The 19836-nt window shown below is 71.8% G+C and carries 26 protein-coding genes and 1 pseudogene; 21 read left to right on the top strand and 6 right to left on the bottom strand.

The genetic code is table 11. From position 1 onward, the window contains the following. Positions 1-69: 69 nt before the first annotated feature. Positions 70-948, bottom strand: a complete 879-nt coding sequence (locus ACWEEU_RS02030) for a hypothetical protein (RefSeq protein ID WP_451727467.1) — start codon at positions 946-948, stop codon at positions 70-72. 370 nt (positions 949-1318) lie between these two features. Between ACWEEU_RS02030 and ACWEEU_RS02025 the strand changes: the two genes are divergently transcribed. The 5 genes from ACWEEU_RS02025 to ACWEEU_RS02005 all read left to right on the top strand — a co-directional run bounded on the left by ACWEEU_RS02025 (position 1319) and on the right by ACWEEU_RS02005 (position 4066). Continuing rightward, entirely contained in the window at positions 1319-2056 is a 738-nt protein-coding gene (locus tag ACWEEU_RS02025; RefSeq protein ID WP_385742629.1) for an LmeA family phospholipid-binding protein, read from the top strand. 241 nt (positions 2057-2297) lie between these two features. Then, positions 2298-2378, top strand: coding sequence for an Ms5788A family Cys-rich leader peptide (locus ACWEEU_RS02020; RefSeq protein ID WP_350751515.1), 81 nt, complete (start codon positions 2298-2300; stop codon positions 2376-2378). A gap of 128 nt (positions 2379-2506) precedes the next feature. After that, complete coding sequence (locus ACWEEU_RS02015) at positions 2507-3352, top strand: sulfurtransferase (protein ID WP_451727464.1); 846 nt, start codon at positions 2507-2509, stop codon at positions 3350-3352. A gap of 71 nt (positions 3353-3423) precedes the next feature. Beyond that, positions 3424-3711 (top strand): DUF1416 domain-containing protein, encoded by a 288-nt coding sequence (locus ACWEEU_RS02010; protein WP_031183962.1) that lies wholly within the window; start codon positions 3424-3426, stop codon positions 3709-3711. Positions 3712-3799: 88 nt separating this feature from the next. Continuing rightward, a complete protein-coding gene (locus ACWEEU_RS02005; RefSeq protein WP_385742531.1) occupies positions 3800-4066 on the top strand; it encodes a DUF3099 domain-containing protein in 267 nt (88 codons plus the stop codon). A 46-nt stretch (positions 4067-4112) separates the two neighbouring features. Here the strand turns inward: ACWEEU_RS02005 and ACWEEU_RS02000 are convergent, their stop codons facing one another. Next, positions 4113-4496, bottom strand: coding sequence for a VOC family protein (locus ACWEEU_RS02000; RefSeq protein ID WP_451727460.1), 384 nt, complete (start codon positions 4494-4496; stop codon positions 4113-4115). Between the two features lie 24 nt (positions 4497-4520). Then, positions 4521-4883, bottom strand: coding sequence for a DsrE family protein (locus ACWEEU_RS01995; protein WP_385742527.1), 363 nt, complete (start codon positions 4881-4883; stop codon positions 4521-4523). Positions 4884-5419: 536 nt separating this feature from the next. Here ACWEEU_RS01995 and ACWEEU_RS01990 point away from each other — a divergent pair. From ACWEEU_RS01990 to ACWEEU_RS01975, 4 genes are all read left to right on the top strand, one after another. Next, the gene (locus ACWEEU_RS01990; RefSeq protein ID WP_356099760.1) at positions 5420-5995 is read left to right on the top strand and encodes an FABP family protein; all 576 of its coding nucleotides are present in this window, start codon (positions 5420-5422) and stop codon (positions 5993-5995) included. Between the two features lie 72 nt (positions 5996-6067). After that, the gene (locus ACWEEU_RS01985) at positions 6068-6505 is read left to right on the top strand and encodes a Fur family transcriptional regulator (RefSeq protein ID WP_385742524.1); all 438 of its coding nucleotides are present in this window, start codon (positions 6068-6070) and stop codon (positions 6503-6505) included. Between the two features lie 10 nt (positions 6506-6515). Then, positions 6516-7481, top strand: a complete 966-nt coding sequence (gene ygfZ, locus ACWEEU_RS01980) for a CAF17-like 4Fe-4S cluster assembly/insertion protein YgfZ (protein WP_385742523.1) — start codon at positions 6516-6518, stop codon at positions 7479-7481. Continuing rightward, positions 7478-7621 (top strand): hypothetical protein, encoded by a 144-nt coding sequence (locus ACWEEU_RS01975; RefSeq protein WP_451727454.1) that lies wholly within the window; start codon positions 7478-7480, stop codon positions 7619-7621. Before ygfZ ends, ACWEEU_RS01975 begins: the two co-directional genes overlap by 4 nt. On the opposite strand, the gene dtd is transcribed toward ACWEEU_RS01975, so the two are convergent. Beyond that, positions 7618-8043 carry a D-aminoacyl-tRNA deacylase gene (gene dtd, locus ACWEEU_RS01970; protein ID WP_385742522.1) on the bottom strand — a complete coding sequence of 142 codons (426 nt, stop codon included), beginning with the start codon at positions 8041-8043 and terminating at the stop codon, positions 7618-7620. The genes ACWEEU_RS01975 and dtd overlap by 4 nt on opposite strands. A gap of 159 nt (positions 8044-8202) precedes the next feature. On the opposite strand from dtd, the gene ACWEEU_RS01965 reads away from it, so the two are divergent. The 7 genes and pseudogenes from ACWEEU_RS01965 to ACWEEU_RS01935 all read left to right on the top strand — a co-directional run bounded on the left by ACWEEU_RS01965 (position 8203) and on the right by ACWEEU_RS01935 (position 14782). Then, positions 8203-8796, top strand: a complete 594-nt coding sequence (locus ACWEEU_RS01965) for an RsiG family protein (RefSeq protein ID WP_451727450.1) — start codon at positions 8203-8205, stop codon at positions 8794-8796. Between the two features lie 73 nt (positions 8797-8869). After that, on the top strand, positions 8870-10111 hold the full coding sequence (locus ACWEEU_RS01960) for a GNAT family N-acetyltransferase (RefSeq protein WP_385742518.1): 1242 nt from the start codon (positions 8870-8872) through the stop codon (positions 10109-10111). A 419-nt stretch (positions 10112-10530) separates the two neighbouring features. Beyond that, positions 10531-11175: pseudogene (locus ACWEEU_RS01955) on the top strand (hypothetical protein); the annotation flags it as partial. Positions 11176-11305: 130 nt separating this feature from the next. Further along, a complete protein-coding gene (locus tag ACWEEU_RS01950; RefSeq protein WP_451727447.1) occupies positions 11306-12211 on the top strand; it encodes a FadR/GntR family transcriptional regulator in 906 nt (301 codons plus the stop codon). 29 nt (positions 12212-12240) lie between these two features. Further along, the gene (locus ACWEEU_RS01945; RefSeq protein WP_385742514.1) at positions 12241-12966 is read left to right on the top strand and encodes an HAD family hydrolase; all 726 of its coding nucleotides are present in this window, start codon (positions 12241-12243) and stop codon (positions 12964-12966) included. Between the two features lie 250 nt (positions 12967-13216). Beyond that, positions 13217-14275 carry a phosphotransferase family protein gene (locus tag ACWEEU_RS01940; RefSeq protein ID WP_451727443.1) on the top strand — a complete coding sequence of 353 codons (1059 nt, stop codon included), beginning with the start codon at positions 13217-13219 and terminating at the stop codon, positions 14273-14275. 15 nt (positions 14276-14290) lie between these two features. Further along, positions 14291-14782, top strand: coding sequence for an HAD domain-containing protein (locus ACWEEU_RS01935; protein WP_451727440.1), 492 nt, complete (start codon positions 14291-14293; stop codon positions 14780-14782). A 13-nt stretch (positions 14783-14795) separates the two neighbouring features. Here ACWEEU_RS01935 and ACWEEU_RS01930 read toward each other — a convergent pair whose 3' ends face one another. Continuing rightward, positions 14796-15845: an aldo/keto reductase gene (locus ACWEEU_RS01930; protein WP_451727437.1), complete on the bottom strand. Its 1050-nt coding sequence runs from the start codon at positions 15843-15845 to the stop codon at positions 14796-14798. A gap of 96 nt (positions 15846-15941) precedes the next feature. Between ACWEEU_RS01930 and ACWEEU_RS01925 the strand changes: the two genes are divergently transcribed. Further along, positions 15942-16550 (top strand): TetR/AcrR family transcriptional regulator, encoded by a 609-nt coding sequence (locus tag ACWEEU_RS01925; RefSeq protein ID WP_385742506.1) that lies wholly within the window; start codon positions 15942-15944, stop codon positions 16548-16550. A 58-nt stretch (positions 16551-16608) separates the two neighbouring features. Beyond that, positions 16609-17334 carry a class I SAM-dependent methyltransferase gene (locus ACWEEU_RS01920; protein ID WP_451727433.1) on the top strand — a complete coding sequence of 242 codons (726 nt, stop codon included), beginning with the start codon at positions 16609-16611 and terminating at the stop codon, positions 17332-17334. A gap of 179 nt (positions 17335-17513) precedes the next feature. On the opposite strand, the gene ACWEEU_RS01915 is transcribed toward ACWEEU_RS01920, so the two are convergent. Then, complete coding sequence (locus ACWEEU_RS01915; protein ID WP_385742502.1) at positions 17514-17855, bottom strand: hypothetical protein; 342 nt, start codon at positions 17853-17855, stop codon at positions 17514-17516. 107 nt (positions 17856-17962) lie between these two features. On the opposite strand from ACWEEU_RS01915, the gene ACWEEU_RS01910 reads away from it, so the two are divergent. The 3 genes from ACWEEU_RS01910 (at position 17963) to ACWEEU_RS01900 (ending at position 19603) form a co-directional block, all read left to right on the top strand. Then, positions 17963-18451, top strand: a complete 489-nt coding sequence (locus ACWEEU_RS01910) for a helix-turn-helix domain-containing protein (protein WP_451727430.1) — start codon at positions 17963-17965, stop codon at positions 18449-18451. A gap of 80 nt (positions 18452-18531) precedes the next feature. Beyond that, positions 18532-19155: a hypothetical protein gene (locus ACWEEU_RS01905; RefSeq protein WP_451727427.1), complete on the top strand. Its 624-nt coding sequence runs from the start codon at positions 18532-18534 to the stop codon at positions 19153-19155. 103 nt (positions 19156-19258) lie between these two features. Continuing rightward, positions 19259-19603 (top strand): DUF2516 family protein, encoded by a 345-nt coding sequence (locus ACWEEU_RS01900; RefSeq protein WP_385750265.1) that lies wholly within the window; start codon positions 19259-19261, stop codon positions 19601-19603. Positions 19604-19836: the final 233 nt, after the last annotated feature.

Raw genomic sequence — 19836 nt, 5'->3', positions numbered from 1 at the left:
CCGGGCGGGCGGTGCCCGGGCGGGTGGTGCCGCCCGGGACTGCTCCGCCCAGGACTGCTCCGCGGACGGTCAGTCGTCCGCGTCCGGCGGGAGGCCGTCGTCGAGCGTGATGCGGATCGTGCCGCCCCGGGCGACGGCCCGGCCGAGACCTGCCGCCAGGCGGTGGTACGCGGTCGTGGCCAGCGCCCACTCGGCGCCCACCTCGGCGGTGGTGCGGACGTTCCACAGCTCGATCAGGAGCGCGATGAGCGAGCGTCCCGACACCACGGTCCGCACCTGGCCGCCGTGGATGGCCTCGACGGCGGGCGGGACGCGGAAGTGCCCGTGCCCGACCGCGAGGGTGATCAGCCACTCCCAGGTGTCGCGGTGCGCGATCAGCTCGGCCGAGGCCACACCGGCGGCCTTCAGCAGCAGGACCCCGTGGGCGACCTGGGGGTCCTCGGGCGGGGCGGCGGACGGTTCCCGCGCGGTGTTCTCCTCGCCCCGGTACGCCGCCTCGATGGCGCTCTTGAGGTCGGCTCCGGGCCGGGGACCGGGCTCCGTGTTCTCCATGTGCTCTTCCCGCTGGTCTTCCTGCGTGTCGGTGCCGGGGTTCTCCCCGCGCTCGTCGGTGCCGGGCTCGTCCGGCTCCGCCTCGTACTCCGGGCCGCTCTCCTCGTCCGGCGCGGCGGCCCGCAGCGTCTCCAGACGTTCGAGCAGATGCCGGATCTCGCGCCGGGCCTCGCCGAGTTCGCCGGCCGTACGGTCCTGGAGCCGGTGTGTCCCGAGGGTCTCCTCGCGTATCTCCGTCACGCCGTTGCGGACGGACTCCTGTATCTCCACCCGGCTGCGCGCGACCTCACCGCGCAGCGCGGCCAGCCCGATTCGGGGGTCCTCGATGCTTTCGAGCTTTTTACGCGTCGCCTCCAGCTCGTTCATCGCCTCGCCGAATGCCCGTCTCCACCGCACGTCGCTCCTTGATCACCGCGTACCGACAACTGCTGCAATCTCCCCACGCGACCGGCGCACGACGCGGCTGTTTCCAGCCCTTCGGCGGCTGGGAACAGACGGTGCCGGGACCCGGCGTCTCCCGGGTCGGACCAGGTCAGGGGCGTGCCGTCCGGTTCCAGGACGGTTTCCGCAAGCCGGTCACGCATCGCGCGCCGCATCCCCTGCGGCGATTTCCGGACCGCGTTTCCGAAAAGGGACCGCGGGAACCACGCGAAATACCGCACTCTTCCGCCGCCCTGTCACAGGTGATCCACAATGCGCCTGGCGCGGGGTCGCGCGGGCTACGGTGAAGGGCGCCGGAAGCCGTTCGCCGACCCCTGGGGAAATGATGCGTGCCCTGCGAATAATCGTCGTTCTCGTCGTGATTCTGGGCGGACTGTTCGTGATCGCGGACCGGGTGGCGGTGCACTTCGCCGAGGGCGAGGTCGCGGACCGGGTGAAGGCGCGGGAGAACCTGCCGTCCACGCCGGACGTGGACATCAAGGGCTTCCCGTTCCTGACCCAGGTGGCCGGGGGCACGCTGGACGAGGTGGACCTGGGCATCCGCTCCTACCCGGTACCCACCGGCACCAAGGACGGCACGATCCGCATCGACGACCTCGAGGCCGACCTCAGGGACGTGAAGTTCTCCGGCGACTACTCCTCGGCCACCGCCGCGAGCGGCACCGGCTCCGCGACCATCGCCTACGACCAGCTCATGAAGGCAGCCAAGACCGAGCCGGCCGAGCTGGCGCCCGGCGTCACCGCCCAGGTCACCGGCCTCGGCAACGGCGGCGACGGCAAGATCAAGCTCTCGGTGAAGGTCGGCGTCCCCGCGCTCGGCATCAACCCGACCATCTCGGTGCTCAGCTCGGTCGACGTCAAGGGCGGCAAGGTCTCCCTGCACGCCGACGCGCTCCCGGCCATAGCGGGCGCCAACCTCGCCGACGGCGCCCTGCGGAAGGTCACCGACTTCCAGCAGGCCCTCGACCAGTTGCCCGGCGGGATCGCCCTGGACCGGGTGCGGGCCACTCCGGACGGCCTCCGCATCACGGTGAAGGGGACCGACCTCAAGCTGGCCGGATAGGGGAACGGGGAGCCTGGGTAGGAAGCCCCCGTCGGCGTCGGCGCGCTGTCCGACTGGCGAGACGCCGCCGTCCGTACCGTAGATATGACGAACGCCGTCGCGCGCGTCCCTGCCCGGAATCGGCTCCCGCCGGGCGCCCGGCGCTTCACCGCTCCTCCACGCTTCCGGCATGTGGACGATCGCGTCTCACCATCCGACACGGCGGTGACATGCCCGCCCGGACCTCCTTACGATCGACGGCATGAAGCGACAGGCGGATCTCACCAAGCGGCGGGCAGTTGACCTGTGCCGCGTTGCCGCCATGCTCTGTCGCCCCTTCTGAGCGGTAGTCCACGCACTTCCGCATCTCTCGGCCGCCCTGCTGGTAGGGCATCCGTGCGCCGTCGTACCCCGAGCGCGCGCACCCTTCTCACCGCACGCCCACCGTGACTGCCCCGGAGGAGAAAGAGCATGAGCCGCAGCGACGTACTGGTCGACGCCGACTGGGTGCAGGAGCACCTGGACGACCCGTCCATCGCCATCGTCGAGGTGGACGAGGACACGTCCGCGTACGACAAGAACCACATCAAGAACGCGATCCGCATCGACTGGACCAAGGACCTCCAGGACCCGGTCCGCCGCGACTTCATCGACCAGGAGGGCTTCGAGAAGCTCCTGTCGGAGAAGGGCATCGCCAACGACACCACGGTGATCCTCTACGGCGGCAACAACAACTGGTTCGCCTCGTACGCCTACTGGTACTTCAAGCTCTACGGCCACGACGACGTCAAGCTCCTCGACGGCGGCCGCAAGAAGTGGGAGCTGGACGCCCGCGAGCTGGTCGCCGGCGAAGAGGTGCCCGAGCGCGCCAAGACGGAGTACCAGGCCAAGCCGCAGAACCTCGCGCTGCGCGCCTTCCGCGACGACGTGGTGGCGGCCATCGGCTCGCAGAACCTCGTCGACGTGCGCTCGCCCGACGAGTTCTCCGGCAAGCTGCTCGCCCCGGCCCACCTGCCGCAGGAGCAGTCGCAGCGCCCGGGCCACGTGCCCAGCGCGCGCAACATCCCGTGGTCCAAGAACGCCAACGACGACGGCACCTTCAAGTCCGACGAGGAGCTGAAGGAGCTGTACGCGGCCGAGGACGTGGACCTCGCGAAGGACACGATCGCCTACTGCCGCATCGGTGAGCGCTCGGCGCTGACCTGGTTCGTGCTGCACGAGCTGCTCGGCGTGGAGAACGTCAAGAACTACGACGGTTCCTGGACCGAGTACGGCTCGCTGGTCGGCGTGCCGATCGAGCTGGGCGCGAACAAGTAGGTCCCCCGGGACACCGACAGACCAAGTCCGACCCGACCGGCCTTCCGGTCAGACCCCTTACGGAGAAAGACATGTGCGGAGCGAAGGCCGGCGGCCCGGACGCCTCGACGATCAAGCCCGGTGAGACCACGATCCAGGGGCAGGTGACGCGGGACGGCGAGCCGGTGACGGGCTACGTCCGCCTGCTGGACTCGACGGGCGAGTTCACCGCGGAGGTCCCCACCTCCGCCACGGGGCAGTTCCGCTTCTACGCGGCCGAGGGCACCTGGACCGTCCGCGCCCTGGTCCCCGGCGGCACCGCCGACCGCACGGTCGTCGCGCAGCCGGGCGGGCTCGCGGAGGTCGCGATCGCGGTCTGAGCGCCACCTGACGGCTTCGAGGGCCGCGCCCACCGGGTTGGACACCTGGGGCGCGGCCCTTCGGGCGTTCCGGTCCTACTCTGGACTCATGTACGCACGGCGGCGGCGCTGGTACTTCGTGATGATGGGAGTCTGCGTCGTCATCTTCGTCCTCGCCTGGGCGGTCGTCCGCATCTGGTCCGTCCCGGCGGCCGTCGGCATGTGCCTGTTCGCCATGGTGATCCCGCCGGTGGCCGCGATGGTCGCCAACCGGCGCGGCCCCGAGGACCGCTGGTGGGACGCACCCTCCGGCGACCCCCAGTCCGACGAGTGGTGGGACGAACTGGACGGCAAGAAGAAAGGGCCGAAGTCCTAGGCGGTGTCCGCGACCCGGGCCGGACCCGGTCTGGGGGGCGCCTGTCCTACGCGTCCTGGCCGTGGGCCGTGTCGATGACGCAGAAGCGGTTGCCCTCGGGGTCGGCGAGCACCACGAAGTCGGGGTCCTCGGGGTAGAGGTCCCAGTCGACGCGCTCCGCGCCGAGAGAGACCAACCGTGTCACCTCCGCCCGCTGTTCGGCGGCGTCGGCGGCGTAGAGGTCGAGGTGGACCCGCGGGTGGTCCTGCACCGGGGTGGTGCCGAGCCCGAGCGCGATGCCCGGGCCGGAGCCGCCGTCCGCCGGGACCAGGACCGTCCACTCCTCGGACACGGCACCGTCGCGCGGGACGTATCCCAGCGCGCTGCCCCAGAAGTCCGCGGCCCGCCGTACGTCGGCGGCCCCCATCACGATCGTCCCCAGCCTCAGCATGGGCCGATTCTGGCAGGGGAGTGATCAGTAGACGAGGGCCTGCGTGTCCTCCGCCATGATCTCCTGCACGAAGACCTGCGCGCCCGCGATGCGTACGCCCTCCAGCACGTCCTTCTCCGTGATGCCCCGGCGCGCGGCGCACTGCGTGCACAGGGTGACCCGGCCCGCCGCGAGCACCCCGTTCAGCAGCTCCTCCAGCGGGGCGGCGTGCGGCAGCTCGAACTCGGCGGCCCGCCCCGGCAGCGCGAACCACGCCGACTCCCCGGTGAGCCACACCGACACCTCGACCCCGCTGGCCACGGCCACGGCCGCCACGGTGAAGGCCTGGGAGCAGCGCTCGGGGGCGTCGGCCCCCGCGGTCACCTTGATCACGAGTTTCTTCGCCATGCCCGAATCGTAATCCGGTCGCCCGGCACGCCCATCGACATGCCCTGCGAGGCGCGGGCCCCGCCCGGGCCGGGACTACCCGGAGCCGGTGAAGCCTCCGCTGCCGCCGGGCAGTCCGGGCTGATGGGCGCCGCGAACGCGGATGGGCGCCGCGAACAAGGCGGGCGCGCACCCCCACCCGGGCGCCTGCCCGCTCCGGTACGCCGCGGTCGCCGCGGCACCCGCGCGATGATCACGCAGTCCCGTGAGGGCGTCGCCGGGGCCGTGCCGTTCCGGCAGACCCTGCCGCTCCAGAGCGAGCTGCTCGGCTGAGAACCCACCTCGCCAGGAGAGCCGGGGCCCGGCCGCGTAAGCTGGCCCCGGCTCTGTCGTACGCCTACTTCCGCTTCAAGGAGCACATTCCGTGGAGATCTTCTTCGAACTGCTGCTGGTCCTGGTCTGCGTCGGTGTTCTCGCCTTCGCCGGGCTGACCGTGAAGAAGCTGTACCAGGGCCAGCGCTGACCCACCGCAAGGAATCGACCAGGAACGGCCGCTCATGATCGAGATCCCGTCTGACCTGCACAAGGACCTCGTCCCCCTCGCCTTTCTGCTGGGCAACTGGGTGGGGGCCGGCGTCCACGACTTCCCCGGTTCGGAGAAGTGCAACTTCGGCCAGGAGGTGAGCTTCACCCACGACGGCCGGGACTTCCTGGAGTACCAGTCCCGCACCTGGGTCCTCGACAAGGAGGGCAACAAGGTGCGCCCGCTGGAGTCCGAGGCCGGCTTCTGGCGCATCGACTCCGACCGCAAGGTCACCGTCACGATGACCCGTGACGACGGTGTGGTCGAGATCTGGTACGGCGAGATGGCCGACAAGAAGCCCCAGATCGAGCTGGCCACCGACGCCGTGGCCCGTACCCCCGAGGCACCGCCGTACTCCGGCGGCAAGCGCCTCTACGGCTACGTCAAGAGCGACCTCATGTGGGTCGGCGAGAAGCAGACCCCCGAGGTCGAGCTGCGCCCCTACATGTCGGCCCAGCTCAAGAAGGCCGTCACCCCGGAAGAGGTCGAGCGCTGGGCCAAGGCCCTCCCGGACGACATGCCGGACGACGGCATCGCGTTCTTCAAGTAGGCCGCACGCACACGGTCGTACGGCGCCCCGTTCACCCGGGGCGCCCCGGCCCGCAGGCCCTAGACTTCCAGTGTGGTGAGCACCGACTGGAAGAGCGACCTCAGGCAGCGCGGCTACCGGCTGACGCCGCAACGGCAACTCGTGCTCGAAGCCGTGGACACCCTGGAGCACGCGACCCCGGACGACATCCTCGTCGAGGTCCGCAAGACCGCTTCGGGGGTCAACATCTCCACGGTGTACCGCACCCTGGAGCTGCTGGAGGAGCTGGGCCTGGTCAGCCATGCCCACCTCGGCCACGGGGCGCCCACATACCACCTCGCCGACCGTCATCACCATCTCCATCTGGTGTGCCGGGACTGCGAGAACGTGATCGAGGCGGACGTCGAGGTGGCCGCCGACTTCACCGCCAAGCTGCGGCAGCAGTTCGGGTTCGACACCGACATGAAGCACTTCGCGATCTTCGGCCGCTGCCGGGACTGCGCCCGGAAGACTCCGACCGCCGCGTCGTAGGCTGGCCCGTATGAAGAGCCCCCTGCTGTCCCTGCCCGGCGCCGTTGCCGCCGAGGGTGTGGACGAAGGCGTCGCCGCCCACTACGGCGACCTGTTCCGCGAGCAGCGCGCCCTCGCCGACGGTACCGGTTTCGTCGACCTCTCCCACCGGGGCGTCGTCACCGTCACCGGCGAGGACCGGCTGAGCTGGCTGCATCTGCTGCTCACGCAAGCCGTCAGCGACCTCCCCGTGGGCGAGGCCACCGAGGCGCTGATCCTCTCCGCCAACGGGCACATCGAGCACGCGCTGTACCTGGTGGACGACGGCACGACCGTCTGGGCGCACGTGGAGCCGGGAACCCAGGAGGCGCTGATCGCCTACCTGGAGTCGATGAAGTTCTTCTACCGCGTCGAGGTCGCCGACCGCACCGCCGACTACGCGGTGGTCCACCTCCCCGCCGGTTCCATCGCCGAGGTCCCCGAGGACGCGGTGGTCCGCGAGACCCCTTACGGGCGCGACCTCTTCCTGCCGCGCGCCGACCTGGAGGACTTCGCCGCCCGCTCAGGACCCGCCGCCGGCCTCCTCGCCCACGAGGCGCTCCGTGTCGAACAGCACCGCCCCCGCCTCGGCTTCGAGACCGACCACCGCACGATCCCGCACGAGCTGGGCTGGATCGGCACCGCCGTCCACCTCCAGAAGGGCTGCTACCGCGGCCAGGAAACCGTCGCCCGAGTCCAGAACCTCGGCAAGCCCCCCCGCCGCCTGGTCTTCCTCCACCTGGACGGCAGCGACGTCCACCTGCCGCCTCCCGGCACCGAACTCCGCCTGGCCTCCGACGGCCCCGAAGGCCGCAAACTCGGCACGGTGACCACCTCGGTACGCCACCACGAACTCGGCCCGGTGGCTCTGGCGTTGGTGAAGCGCAACACCCCGGTGGACGCGCCCCTCCTGGCCGGAGACACGGCAGCCTCCCAGGAGACGATCGTCGAGCCGTGACCAGCCGTAGCGCGGGCACCCGTGCCGCCGAGGCGGCACGGGTGGGCTCGGGGCACCCCCTGCTCGAAGAGCTCGGGGGCGGCACCCCGCAGGCGTGGCGAGCGAACTTCCTCGCTCGGTCACGGCCCGGCGGCGCCTAGATTTCGAGCAGCACCGTGAACGGCCCGTCGTTGGTGAGGGACACCCGCATCTGCGCTCCGAACCGCCCCGTGGCGACGGTGGCGCCAAGCGCCCGGAGCTGCGAGACCACCTCGTCCACCAACGGCTCCGCCACAGCCCCCGGCGCCGCCGCATTCCACGTGGGGCGCCGCCCCTTCCGCGCGTCCCCGTACAACGTGAACTGACTGATCACCAGCAACGGCGCGTCCACATCACTGCACGACTTCTCGTCGGACAGCATCCGAAGAGACCACAGCTTCCGGGCCAGCTGCGCCGCCTTCTCCTTGGTGTCCTCGTGGGTCACCCCCACGAGGACGCACAACCCCTCCCCGTCGAGAGAACCCACCGTCTCGCCGTCCACGACGACACTCGCCCCGTCCACCCGCTGCACCACCGCTCGCATCCCCCCATCATGCCTGGTGGAGAGAAATGCGCCGCCAGAGTGCCCCGGACCCGTCATTACCGCCCATCCAGGGCCGTTCGGGGGCAGTCGGTCACATAGCGGCCACGCGGGGTGGCACGATGCTTCCCACACGCCGGTCGAGGGGACGGTCACCACCACATGAGCACACCGAGCACCAGCGGCAGGCTGGAGACGCGCCGGCCGCCCGCGCAGCGCGCGGACAGTCCGCCCGGCCCGTCGCTTCCCGTGGAGCCGCCGGAGCACGACCTGACCCGGCTCAGCCTGCCGGAGCTGCGCGCCCTGTGGCGCGACGCCCAGCGCGACGAGGCGGACCTGAGTTACGTACGGCGTCTGCTGCAGGGCCGTATCGACATCCTGCGCGCGGAGTCTGCCCGGCGCGGCGGATCGTCCGTGCCCGCCCCGGCGGACGCCTCCGTGGTCGAGCGGCTCCCGGAGATCCTGACCGACGCCCCGGCCCGGCACCGCTCCTCCGCTCGCCATGTCACGCTCGGCACCCCGCACAGCGAGGAGTACGGGAAGCTGGCCGCCGAGATGCTCGGGGAGGTCGAGCTGTCCGACCTCACGGCCCGCACCGACGCCGAACTCGACGTCGCCATGGCCCGGTTGACCGGGTACGAGCAGGAGATCTCGCGCCGCCGCCAGCGCCTCCAGCACACGGCCGACGGATGCAGCGGCGAGATCGCGCGCCGCTACCGGGTGGGCGAGGCGCAGGTGGACGACCTGCTGGCCTGAGCAGTGCAGACCAGGCCGCGGCGGGCGGAAATGCGGGCGACATGCCACCGTTCCCGCGCCTACCGTGACCCTCATGATCGAGATCCGACCCGTCGAAGAGGGCGAGTTCGAAGAGTGGCAGCGCGCCATGTACACCGGCTTCCTGATGGGGCCTGCCCCCACTGCTGAGCAAATGGAGGCGCACAGAAGGCAGTTCGTGAACAGCCGCTCGCTCGGCGCCTTCGACGGAGGCCGCTGTGTGGGCACCTTCCGCTCCTTCTCGCAGGAGGTCACGGCGGTCGGCGGCGCGCCGGTCCGGTCGAACGCCGTCACCAACGTCACCGTCAGTCCCACCCACCGCCGCCGCGGACTGCTCACCGAGATGATGCGCCGCGACCTCGCGGCGGCCGAGGAGCGCGGCGACGCCCTCGCGACCCTGATCGCCGCCGAGTACCCGATCTACGGCCGCTACGGCTTCGGACCCGCGACCCACGCCACCGCCTGGAGCGTGGACGTCACCCGCTCCGGGCTCGACTCGCGCCCGCCCCTCCCGGCCGACGGCGCCCGGATCGACCTGGTGGACGGCGCCGAGGTGCGCAAGCTGGGCCCCGCCTTCTACGAGAGGCTGCGCCCCGCCCTGCCCGGCGCGCTGAACCGGAGCGAGGTGTGGTGGGAGGCCCGCACCGGCGCTCTCCGCTTCGCCCACGACTGGACCGAGCCGTACCACGCGGTGCTGCGCTCGGCCTCCGGCGAGGTCGAGGGCCTGGCGACGTACCGCTGCGAGGTCGACTCGCGCGACGGTGAGCAGCCCCAGTACGCCGTGGTCGTGGACGGGCTGCTCGGTGCCACCCCGGCGGCCGAGGCGGACCTGTGGCGGTTCCTGTGCTCGATCGACTGGGTGACCAGGGTGAAGTCCGGCCGCCGCTCCCCGGACGACGTGCTGCCCCACCTGCTGCCCGACCCGCGCGCGGCCCGGATCGAGCGGCACTCCGACTGGCTGTGGGTGCGCATCCTGGACGTCGTGCGGGCCCTGGAGGCGCGGACGTACGAGCGGACCGGCGCGCTCGTCCTCGACGTGCTGGACGAGGGCGGCCCGGCCGGGGGCCGTTACCGCCTGGAGGTGTCCCCCGAGGGCGCCTCCTGCACCCCTGCGCCCGGTGCGAGCGCCGATCTCACCCTGTCCGCCGCGGAGTTGGCGACCGTGTGGCTCGGTGACGGCTCACTGACGCGGCTCGCCGGACTCGGCGGCATCCGGGAAGAGCGAACGGGCGCCGCCCGGGAGGCCGACGCCCTGTTCCGTACGTCCGGGCGGCCGTGGTGCCCCGACATCTTCTGAGGTGGTCCCTTCTCCCGGTGACGGTGCCTGAACATCCGTAGCGAACGAACGGTGCGCGTGGGCGGGGCCGGGACCTGATCCCGACCCGCCACGCGCTCTTCGGTTGTGGCTGTGCGCTGCCGTGTTCTGTTGTGGCTGTGCGGATTCAGTTGTGACTGTGCACTCCGGTGGCCGTCCCCTGTCCGGACTCCCGGCTCCCCTCCGGAAGGGAGCCCGGCGGCCAACCACTGGAAACCTGGGCCATGTTGGCCGAGTTGGCTACCAACTCTCTCTTCTTATAGCCGCCTGGAAGCGGCTCATAACCACCTTTCGGTGAACTGCCGCAAGATGGCGGGAAGTTGTACCGTTTTATCGTGGACCCGGAACACACCTCGACCACTGGCCGGAAGAGGTCACGGCGGTCACAGCACGACGTGGCCACCGGGCCCGGCGCGTCTGCGCCTCCGCAGCCCACCGTGGCGGCCCTCGTGCCGCGCGTCACGGCAGCCTTCGCCGCCCCGCACGTCGAGATCGACGCGCTCTGTCTCACCTCCGTCTCCCTCACCCTGGCCGTCGGCGAGCCGCTGCGGCAGATCCACGCCGGGCGGCTCGAACCGGCCAAGATCGACGTACGGGTGCTGCTGCCCTCCCGGGACATCGACCTCGCCTTCCCCGCCCCGGCCGACGACCGCGCCGCCGGTCACGACGCCCCGGTGCTGCGCCGCCGCTGGCTGGCGCTGCGCAACGCCCAGGCGCAGGTGCTCCGCGAGAACCTGCTGGCCCTGCGCACCACACACGGCGTGGACGTCCATGTCCGCTTCCGCGCCCTGCCGTTCACCCCGCCCGTCCAGCTCTATCTGCTCGGCCGCTCCGAGGCGCTGTTCGCGTACTACACGCTCGCCCGGCTGGAGCGCGAGGTCGGTGACGAGCATCTGGTGGTGTACGACGCGGAGGGCACCCGGGCGATGCTGTTCGCCTTCGAGCGGGGGGCCGGGCCGCGCGACACGGCGTTCGTGGACCAGTCCCGCAAGTGGTTCGAGGCGCTGTGGGGGACGATCAGCTCGGAGCTGGTGCTGACGTCGTAGACCCGAGCCGGACGTCGCGGACCTGAGTCGTACCGGACCGCCCCGAGTTGGCAGCCAACTCCTCTGGCCATGGCTTCCACTTGGTTCCTTCTCGGAACAACTCCCGCAAGATGAAGGTAAGTTGTACCGTTTGGTCGTGACCCAGGAGAACGTGGCCGTGAACGGCGGGCGGCGTACCGCGCAGGAGATCGCCGACACCCTCCGGGAACGCATACGCAGCGGCGACCTCAGAGCGGGCCAACGCCTGCCCACTCAGGCGGAGTTGGCCGAGGAGTTCGGCGTGGAACGCGGGGCCGTGCGCCAGGCGCTGCGCGTCCTGCACGGCGCGGGGCTGCTCAGCGGTGTCAGCAAGGGCAGCCCGCCGAGGATCGCGGAGCCCGCTCCCGCCCTCGACGAGCCGCAGCCCACGATGGTGGGCCTCGCCCCGCGCCTGGCCGAGGCGTTCACCGCGCCGCACGTCCGCGTGGACGCGGTGTGCCTGACCGCGCAGAGCCTGACCCCGGCTCTCGGCGAGCCGCTGCGCCTGATCCACGAGGGCAAGGTCCGCCCCGAGCGCATCGACGTCCGCGTGCTGCTGCCCTCCCGGGACATCGACCTCGCCTTCCCGGTCTCGGCCGCCCCCCGCGCGCGGGACGAGGACCCCGCCCGCGACCGCGACGACGACCCGGTGCACCGGCGCTGGCTGGCCATACGCAACGCCCAGGGCCAGGTCCTCCAGTACAACCTGGAGGCCCTGCGTTCCACCCACGGCGTCGAGGTGAACGTGACCTTCCGCGCCCTGCCGTTCACCCCGCCCGCCAAGCTCTACCTGCTCAACGGCACCGAGGCGCTGTACGCGTACTACATGGTCACGCGCCGCGAGGAGCCCACCGACAGCGGCACCCTGGAGATGTACGACACGCTCGGCTCCGAGTCCCTGCTGTTCTCCTTCGACCAACGGGCGGGCCGACGGGACGCCGCGTTCGTGGAACAGTCGCAGAACTGGTTCGACGCCCTCTGGGAAACCATCGCATCGGACCTGACACTCTCCTGGTGACTTCTGAGACGACGACGCAGACTGAACCGGTGGCGACCGAATCGGCTGAGAAACCGACCGCGTACGAGATCGAGAAGCTACGGGAACTGATCGGCACCCGGATCGTCCTCTGGGACTTCGACGGGCCGATCTGCCGGCTGTTCGCCGGGCACACGGCGGAGAGTGTGGCCGTCGGGCTGGTGGACTGGCTGGCGGCGCGCGGGCTGACCGGCCTGCTCACCCCCGCCGAGCGGGGCACCCTGGACCCCCAGGTGGTGCTGCGCGCGGTGGACCGCGCCCATCCCGGCAGCGAGCTGGTGGCGGAGCTGGAACAACTCCTGACCGAGGAGGAGCTGCGGGCCGCCGCCTCCGCGATGCCCACCGCCTACGCCGACCCGCTGATCCGCACCTGGACGGCCGTGGGCTCCCGCCTCGCCATCACCACCAACAACTCCCCGCTCGTGGTCCACGCCTATCTGGCAGGACGGGGTCTGACCGGCTGTTTCGGCCCGCACGTCTACGGCCGCACCTCCGATCTGCACCGCCTCAAGCCCGACCCCGACTGCCTCGACCGCGCCCTGGAGGCCCTGGGCGCGGAGCCCTCCGCCGCCCTGATGATCGGTGACTCCCCGGCCGACGTCGCCGCCGCCCGAGCGGCGGGCGTCCGCTTCGTCGGCTACGCCCGCGACGAGCGCCGCGCCAAGCTCCTGGGCGACTCCGGCGCGCGCACGGTCCTGCCCTCCCTGGAACCCCTGCTGGTGGCGCTGCGCGGCTAGGGCCTGTCTGACACTTCTCGTCTGCCGCCCTCCGGGCGACGACGGGAATGGTCAGACAGGCCCTGGCGGACGCCCGGATTCCGTGGCCCTGCGGCCGCGCCGCTGGTACGTGTGTACGTCCGCTCGCCGGTCAGGGCGATCGGGTGCGGAGCGGCGCGGCCGTAACGGCCGCCACCCGGCCGGAAAACCGGTACCTTGCTGCCACTTCGCGCCCCCCGGGCAGGGCGCGCACGGCGAGAGATGCGGGCGCATGTCCCACGGAACGACTTCCCCCGCTCGGCAGCGCGCTGCCGAGATGAGCGGCGACGACAGCGTGATCGAAGGTCCGCTGCACGGCTATCACCACGAGACGTATGTGTTCCCCCTGCCGGGCGAGGCGGGCGAGGACAGGCCGGGGCGGTGGAAGTGCCGCGAGCCGAGGGAGGGGCTGCTCTGGTTCGACCGGCGCTGCTTCGCCTCGGAGGAGCGGCTGCTGGCGGCGCTCGACGGCAGGGTGCGGGGCGTACCGGAGATCGTGGAGGTCGGCGGGCTGCGGCTGATGCGGTTCGTGGAGGGCCGTACGCTCGGCTCGCTGCACGCCTCCGGCGGCCAGGTGCCCGAGCTGCTCGCCCGCCAGATCGTCCGGCTGTTCGGCAGGCTGGCCCGGGTCGATCCCTGGGGCCTCGCGGTCGAGCGGCGCTGCCAGGAACAGGACCGCCCGGCCGACGGCGACACCGACGGCTTCCTGGAACGTCTGGTCCACTTCACCGAACACCAGGTGTACCGGGCCAACCTCGACCGGTTCGGGGAGCTGTTCGCGGAGCTGGGCCTGGAGGAGGAGTCCTTCACCCATCTCCGCAAGCAGGTCTCGGGGCTGGCCCGCCGTCCCTTCCGGCTGCTCCACGCGGACCTGCACCGGGAGAACCTGATCGTCGATCCGGACGGCGTCCTCTGGGTCATCGACTGGGAGCTGGCGATGGTCGGCGACCCCCTCTACGACCTGGCGACCCACCTCCACCTCATGCGCTACCCGGCCCCGCAGGCGCGGGACATGGCCGAGCGGTGGAGCGCGGTGTCCGAGGCCGTACGGCCCGGTGCCACGCGCGGCTGGCGGCACGACCTGGAGCGGCTGCTCGCCTACAAGCGCGCGCAGTCCGTCTTCACCGACGTGATCCGCACGGCCCTCTCCCTGCCGCCCGCCCCGGTCCCGGTGACCGAGGCGGCCCGCAGGCTCGCCGCCGTCCTGGCCGAGGCCGCGGGTCCGCTCGGTCTCACCCCGCCGGACGCCCGGGCCGTCGCGGACGCGCTGCGGCGGTGGCGGCGGGGATAGGACATCCTGCCGGACATGCTGTTCTTCCTCGACGTCGACGGAACCCTCATCCCCTTCGGGGCGCCTGACGAGGCGTACCCGGTGTACGAGCGGGGCGTGGCCGGCCGGTTTGACGGGCATCCGCTGCTCTGGCGGGTCGACCCCGCCCTGGGCGCGCGGCTGACCGCGCTGGGCTGCGAGCTGGTGTGGGCCTCCACCTGGATGGACGAGGCCAACGAGGTCATCGCCCCCTGGCTGGGCCTGCCCCCGCTGCCGGTCGTCGAGTGGCCGGACGAGGACGAGCCGCCGGGGCTGCTCCACTGGAAGACACGGCCGCTCGTGGCGTGGGCGGCGGGACGCCCTTTCGTCTGGGTGGACGACGAGCTGACGGAAGCCGACCGCGCGTGGGTCGCCGTGCATCACCGGGGACCGGCGCTGCTGCACCGGGTGAACCATGTGTACGGGCTGGCGGAGGCGGACTTCCGGGCGCTCCGCGGGTGGCTGGGGGAGCGGGGGATCTCCGCTTGAGGCACCCCTGGGGTCAGGCCGCCGGGCGCTCCTCCGGGACGCGGCGGCGCAGCCGGGGGCGCTCCAGGGCGGGCGGGGCGTAGTCCATGTCGAGGCGGCCGACGTCCGTGCCGGGCGGGACGATCGCGTCGATACGGTCCAGGGTCTCGTCCGTGAGGACGGCCTTGGTGCCCGCGAGCAGGTCGTCGAGCTGCTCCATCGTGCGCGGGCCGATGATCGCGGAGGTGACGCCGGGGTGGGCGATCACGAAGGCGAGGGCGAGGTGGGTGAGGGAGAGTCCGGCCTCCTCGGCCACCGGGATCAGCCGCTCGGCCGTGTCCAGCCGCCGCTCGTCGGTGAGGTGCCGGAAGCCGAACTGCGCGCGATGCGTGTCGGCCTGCCGCCCCTTGCGGTAGCGGCCGGTGAGCAGGCCGCCCGCGAGCGGGCTGTAGATCAGCGTGCCCATGCCGTACCGTTCGCAGACGGGCAGCACCTCGCGCTCGATGCCCCGGTTGAGCAGGGAGTACGTCGGCTGCTCGGTGCGGAAACGCTGGAGCCCGCGCCGCTCGGCGACCCACTGCGCCTCGACGATGTCGGAGGCGGGGTAGCCGGAGGTGCCGATCGCGCGAATCTTGCCCGCGCGCACCAGGTCGGTCAGGACGGAGAGGGTCTCCTCGATGTCGGTGTCCGGGTCGGGCCGGTGGATCTGGAAGAGGTCCACGTGGTCCGTGCCGAGCCGCCGCAGCGAGTCGTCCAGCGCCCGGGTCAGCCAACGCCGTGACGCGCCCTGCGCGTTGGGGTCGGCGGGCACGTTCCCCGTCTCCGCCCCCATCGGCAGCCGTGCCTTGGTCGCCAGGACGACGGAGTCCCGGCGGCCCTTGAGCGCCTTGCCGACGATCTCCTCGGACTCGCCGCGCGAGTACATGTCAGCGGTGTCCACGAAGTTGATCCCCGCGTCCAGCGCCTTGTGGATCATCCGTACGGACGCGTCGTGATCCGGGTTGCCGACGGCGCCGAACATCATCGCGCCGAGACAGTACGGGCTGACCTTGATACCGGTGCGGCCCAGGGTGCGGTACTGCATGGCTCTCCTCCTCGCGCTAGGCTCATCAAAGCGGAACGGTGTTCCGCAATCGACAATACGGAACGTTGTTCCGCTTAGCAAGGGGAGTCAGGGAACGTGGGCATCCAGGACGGTCCGACCGGCCCTGCCGGCACCGAGCGGCGCCGCCGGGCCGACGCGCAGCGCAGCGTCGACACCCTGCTCGCCGCGGCAGCCGAGGTGTTCGCCGCCTTCGGCGTCGACGCGCCCGTACGGCAGATCACCGCGAAGGCGGGCGTGGGCGCGGGCACCCTCTACCGCCACTTCCCGCAGCGCGCCGACCTCATCGCCGCCGTCTTCCGTCACGAGGTCGACGCCTGCGCCGACGCGGCCCCCGCGCTGGCGGCCGCGCACGCGCCTCTCGACGCCCTCACCCTCTGGCTGCGCCGCTTCGCCGAATTCATCGCCACCAAGCGGGGGCTGAGTGCCGCCCTGCACTCCGGCGACCCCGCCTACGACAGCCTCCCCGCCTACTTCCGGCAACGCTTCGTGCCGGTCCTCTCCGACCTGCTCACCCGCGCCGCCGCCGCGGGCGCCATCCGCTCCGGCACCGACCCCGACGACCTCCTCCGCGCCGTCGCCAACCTCACCCTCCCGGTCCACGACGACACCGACGGCCACACCCACCGCATGATCGCCCTGCTGGTGGACGGGCTGCGGTACGGGGCGCCGGAGGGCCGGGGCTGAGCCGCCCCCGGCCGTCATTTCAAGTCGCCTGTCCCGAGACCGCGTTACGTTCTCCGCCATGGCCGACGAATGCTTCGCGCACCCCCGCCTCGCCGCGATTTACGACGCCCTCGATCCCGACCGGAGCGATCTCGACGCGTACGTGCGGATGGCGGAGGAGTTCGGGGCACGCCGGGTGGTGGACGTCGGTTGCGGGACCGGGGTGTTCGCGCTGCTGCTGGCCCGCCGGGGGGTGGAGGTGACCGGGGTCGATCCCGCCGGGGCGTCCGTCGCGGTGGCCCGGACGAAACCCGGTGCGGACGCGGTGCGTTGGATCTGCGGTGACGCCACCGCGCTGCCGCCGTCACGAGCCGACCTCGCGACGATGACGGCGAACGTCGCCCAGGCCGTTGCCGATCCGGGCGGCTGGTACGAGACCCTGCGCGGCGTCCACGCCGCCCTGCGTCCCGGCGGCCGGCTGGTCTTCGAGACCCGTGATCCGGCCCGGCAGGTGTGGCAGGAGTGGACCCGCGAGCACTCGTACGCCGTCACGGAGGTTCCCGGCGTGGGGGCGGTCGAGAGCTGGGTCGAACTCATCCGTGTGGACGGCCCGTTGGTGTCGTTCCGCTGGACGTACGTCTTCGCGGCGGACGGCGCCGTGCTGACTTCGGACTCCACCCTCCGCTTCCGTGGGCGGGCGGAGGTGGCGGCGGACCTGTCGGCGTGCGGGTACGCCCTGCAGGATGTCCGCGACGCCCCCGACCGCCCGGGCCGGGAGCTGGTCTTCGTGGCCCGGCGTCCGTAGCGCGCGCCGGGGCTTCCGGCCGGATTCCGCGCGGAGCGCCACTGCCTGCACCCTCGGCGGTGCCGCCCTCCCGCACCCCGGCACCGACCCGGCCTGGACGGCGTCCCCCTCTCCTCCCGGAAAAGGCGTACACGGAAGGCGACTTCAGCGCGGCGAGCGAGCGTCCGCTGCTGCTGACCTCACCCGACGACTTCCCGCACCGGCCCGCCCCTCTCGTCGCACAGCTCCAGCCGGAAGCTCACCCCGAACCAGGTGAGCAGTGCCGCGAGGGCGTCGAGTCCGTCCGGGTCGACGACACCGTTCAGCAGGGTCTCCCTCTTGCCGACGGGATCGAGCTCCACCTCGCACCAGTCCGTCCCGACCTCGTACCCCTCCCACGACGACGACCGGGACCGCCACCCGGCCCCGACGAACCGCGAGGCCACGGACGAGGTGGCGCGCCCCCGCAGGGTGCCGGACAGGTTGTTGCCGGCGTGGTGGAGGTGGGGCGCCAACTCCGGTCCGTCGTGGGAGATGTCCATGGCCCGGATCATGGATGTCCGCGGGGGCGGCCCGCCATCCCTGCCACCGGCACACTTTTGCTAGCGGATGCTTGCAATAGTTAGCAAGGGTGAGGCATGGTGGAGGCATGGCATCGCTCAACGTCGGCAATCTCGGTGAGTATCTGCGCGAGCAGCGGCGCAACGCTCAGCTCTCGCTGCGGCAGCTCGCCGATGCCGCCGGGGTGTCCAATCCGTACCTGAGCCAGATCGAGCGCGGGCTGCGCAAGCCGAGCGCGGAGGTGTTGCAGCAGGTCGCCAAGGCGCTGCGCATCTCCGCCGAGACGCTGTACGTCCGCGCCGGAATCCTCGACGCCGAACGGGACCGTAACGAGGTCGAGACGCGCGCCGTCCTCCTCGCCGATCCCTCGCTGAACGAGCGGCAGAAGCAGGTGCTGCTCCAGATCTACGAGTCCTTCCGCAAGGAGAACGGATTCGGGACCGGCGGTTCGGAGCAGGAGGCGACGGAGAAGGAGCGGCCCGGCAGCGCCGAGGACGACACGGGCGACACCACCGCACGCGGCACCCGCACGGCCGGCGGCAGCGATGCCGGTCCGCGGCGGACGGCCGGACAGTAGCCGGACCAGGGCTCCGGTCGCCGCACGCGGACCAGCACAACCTCAGCCGAACGCGAATCGAATCCGGGAGGACCCTCACCATGGCCATCACCGACGACCTGCGCAAGACCTTCAGCGACCCGACCCCGCTCTACTTCGCCGCCGGAACCGCCGATCTCGCTCTCCAGCAGGCCAAGAAGGTGCCCGCGCTGGTCGAGCAGCTCCGCTCCGAGGCCCCGGCCCGGATCGAGAAGGTGCGCGCCACCGACCCCAAGGAGGTCCAGGCCAAGGCCACCGCCCGCGCCAAGGAGGCGCAGGAGGGCCTGCAGTCCCGGATCAACCAGCTCCTCGGCACCCTCGACGTGGACATCAAGAAGCTCGGCGAGTCCGCCCAGGACTTCGCCCTGCGCGGTGTCGGCGTCGCCGCCGAGTACGCCGTCAAGGCCCGCGAGACCTACGAGAAGGTCGCCGAGCACGGCGAGCAGGCCGTGAAGACCTGGCGCGGTGACGCGGCCGAGGAGATCGAGGACCTCGCCATCGCCGTCGAGGGCGCGCCCGACCCGGCCCCGGCCCCCGCCGCGACCCCGCTCACGGCTCAGCCCACGCCGGTCACCACCCCCGAGTCGGCCGCCGCCGCGAAGAAGCCGGTCCCCCCGAAGAAGTCCCCGACGGTCGTCCGCAAGGCGCCGCCGACCGGGAAGAAGACCACGCCGCCCGCCAAGTGACACCGGCGGACACCACCGGGAACGGGCCGGGCACCTTCGGGGTGCCCGGCCCGTTCTCTGGGTACGGTGGCTGTACCGACGATTCGAACCGGGTGGTGGCACTGTGCTGATGACGGCGTTCGGTGACGTGATGTGGCTGATCTTCACCGCCATGCTCGTCCTGGCCGTGGTGGCCTTCGCCATGGCGCTGCTGTTCCGCGAGGACGCCTACCGTGCGGCCGACAAGCAGAACAAGGGCTTCTGGCTGATCATCCTCGGGGTCGCAGTCGCGGTGAACCTGCTCGTCCCGATGCTGTTCCTCCAGCTCGCCGGCCTGGTCGCCACGATCGTCTTCTTCGTGGACGTCCGCCCCGCCCTCGTCCGCGTCTCCGGCGGCCGCATGTGGAACCGCACCCGCCGCCGAGGCGGCGGCGACGGCCCGTACGGCCCGTTCAACGGCCGCCGCTGAGCCCTGCGGGGCTTCAGCGGGTCCAGGGGGCCGTGCCCCCTACCCGAGCCTGCCTCCAGGTCCCGGGCCGCGGGGCGCCGCCGACGGGCGGCCTCCCGCCGGGCACGTGCCACGGCCCGGAGACGATCGTTCCGGCCCCGCCGCCTCAAGGGCCTGACACCCGACACCGCTCAGCCGCCCGGCGGAGACCGGTTCCGGTCCGTCGCCCCGAGGCAAAACGCCCCCGCAGCCCT

It is taken from the genome of Streptomyces sp. NPDC005004, assembly GCF_053600675.1.
This window is presented reverse-complemented; position numbering and strand designations above follow the sequence as displayed.

Excerpts from the sequence above, each read along its gene's own strand:
- ACWEEU_RS01930 (WP_451727437.1), bottom strand. The coding sequence starts at position 15,845 with ATGCAGTACCGCACCCTGGGCCGCACCGGTATCAAGGTCAGCCCGTAC.
- ACWEEU_RS01915 (WP_385742502.1), bottom strand. The coding sequence starts at position 17,855 with ATGGACATCTCCCACGACGGACCGGAGTTGGCGCCCCACCTCCACCAC.
- ACWEEU_RS01965 (WP_451727450.1), top strand. The coding sequence starts at position 8,203 with ATGAGCACACCGAGCACCAGCGGCAGGCTGGAGACGCGCCGGCCGCCC.
- ACWEEU_RS01910 (WP_451727430.1), top strand. The coding sequence starts at position 17,963 with ATGGCATCGCTCAACGTCGGCAATCTCGGTGAGTATCTGCGCGAGCAG.
- ACWEEU_RS01920 (WP_451727433.1), top strand. The coding sequence starts at position 16,609 with ATGGCCGACGAATGCTTCGCGCACCCCCGCCTCGCCGCGATTTACGAC.
- ACWEEU_RS02015 (WP_451727464.1), top strand. The coding sequence starts at position 2,507 with ATGAGCCGCAGCGACGTACTGGTCGACGCCGACTGGGTGCAGGAGCAC.
- ACWEEU_RS02005 (WP_385742531.1), top strand. The coding sequence starts at position 3,800 with ATGTACGCACGGCGGCGGCGCTGGTACTTCGTGATGATGGGAGTCTGC.
- ACWEEU_RS01990 (WP_356099760.1), top strand. The coding sequence starts at position 5,420 with ATGATCGAGATCCCGTCTGACCTGCACAAGGACCTCGTCCCCCTCGCC.
- ACWEEU_RS01935 (WP_451727440.1), top strand. The coding sequence starts at position 14,291 with ATGCTGTTCTTCCTCGACGTCGACGGAACCCTCATCCCCTTCGGGGCG.
- ACWEEU_RS01940 (WP_451727443.1), top strand. The coding sequence starts at position 13,217 with ATGTCCCACGGAACGACTTCCCCCGCTCGGCAGCGCGCTGCCGAGATG.
- ACWEEU_RS01960 (WP_385742518.1), top strand. The coding sequence starts at position 8,870 with ATGATCGAGATCCGACCCGTCGAAGAGGGCGAGTTCGAAGAGTGGCAG.
- ACWEEU_RS02025 (WP_385742629.1), top strand. The coding sequence starts at position 1,319 with ATGCGTGCCCTGCGAATAATCGTCGTTCTCGTCGTGATTCTGGGCGGA.
- ACWEEU_RS01995 (WP_385742527.1), bottom strand. The coding sequence starts at position 4,883 with ATGGCGAAGAAACTCGTGATCAAGGTGACCGCGGGGGCCGACGCCCCC.
- ACWEEU_RS01905 (WP_451727427.1), top strand. The coding sequence starts at position 18,532 with ATGGCCATCACCGACGACCTGCGCAAGACCTTCAGCGACCCGACCCCG.
- ACWEEU_RS02010 (WP_031183962.1), top strand. The coding sequence starts at position 3,424 with ATGTGCGGAGCGAAGGCCGGCGGCCCGGACGCCTCGACGATCAAGCCC.
- dtd (WP_385742522.1), bottom strand. The coding sequence starts at position 8,043 with ATGCGAGCGGTGGTGCAGCGGGTGGACGGGGCGAGTGTCGTCGTGGAC.
- ACWEEU_RS02000 (WP_451727460.1), bottom strand. The coding sequence starts at position 4,496 with ATGCTGAGGCTGGGGACGATCGTGATGGGGGCCGCCGACGTACGGCGG.
- ACWEEU_RS02020 (WP_350751515.1), top strand. The coding sequence starts at position 2,298 with ATGAAGCGACAGGCGGATCTCACCAAGCGGCGGGCAGTTGACCTGTGC.
- ygfZ (WP_385742523.1), top strand. The coding sequence starts at position 6,516 with ATGAAGAGCCCCCTGCTGTCCCTGCCCGGCGCCGTTGCCGCCGAGGGT.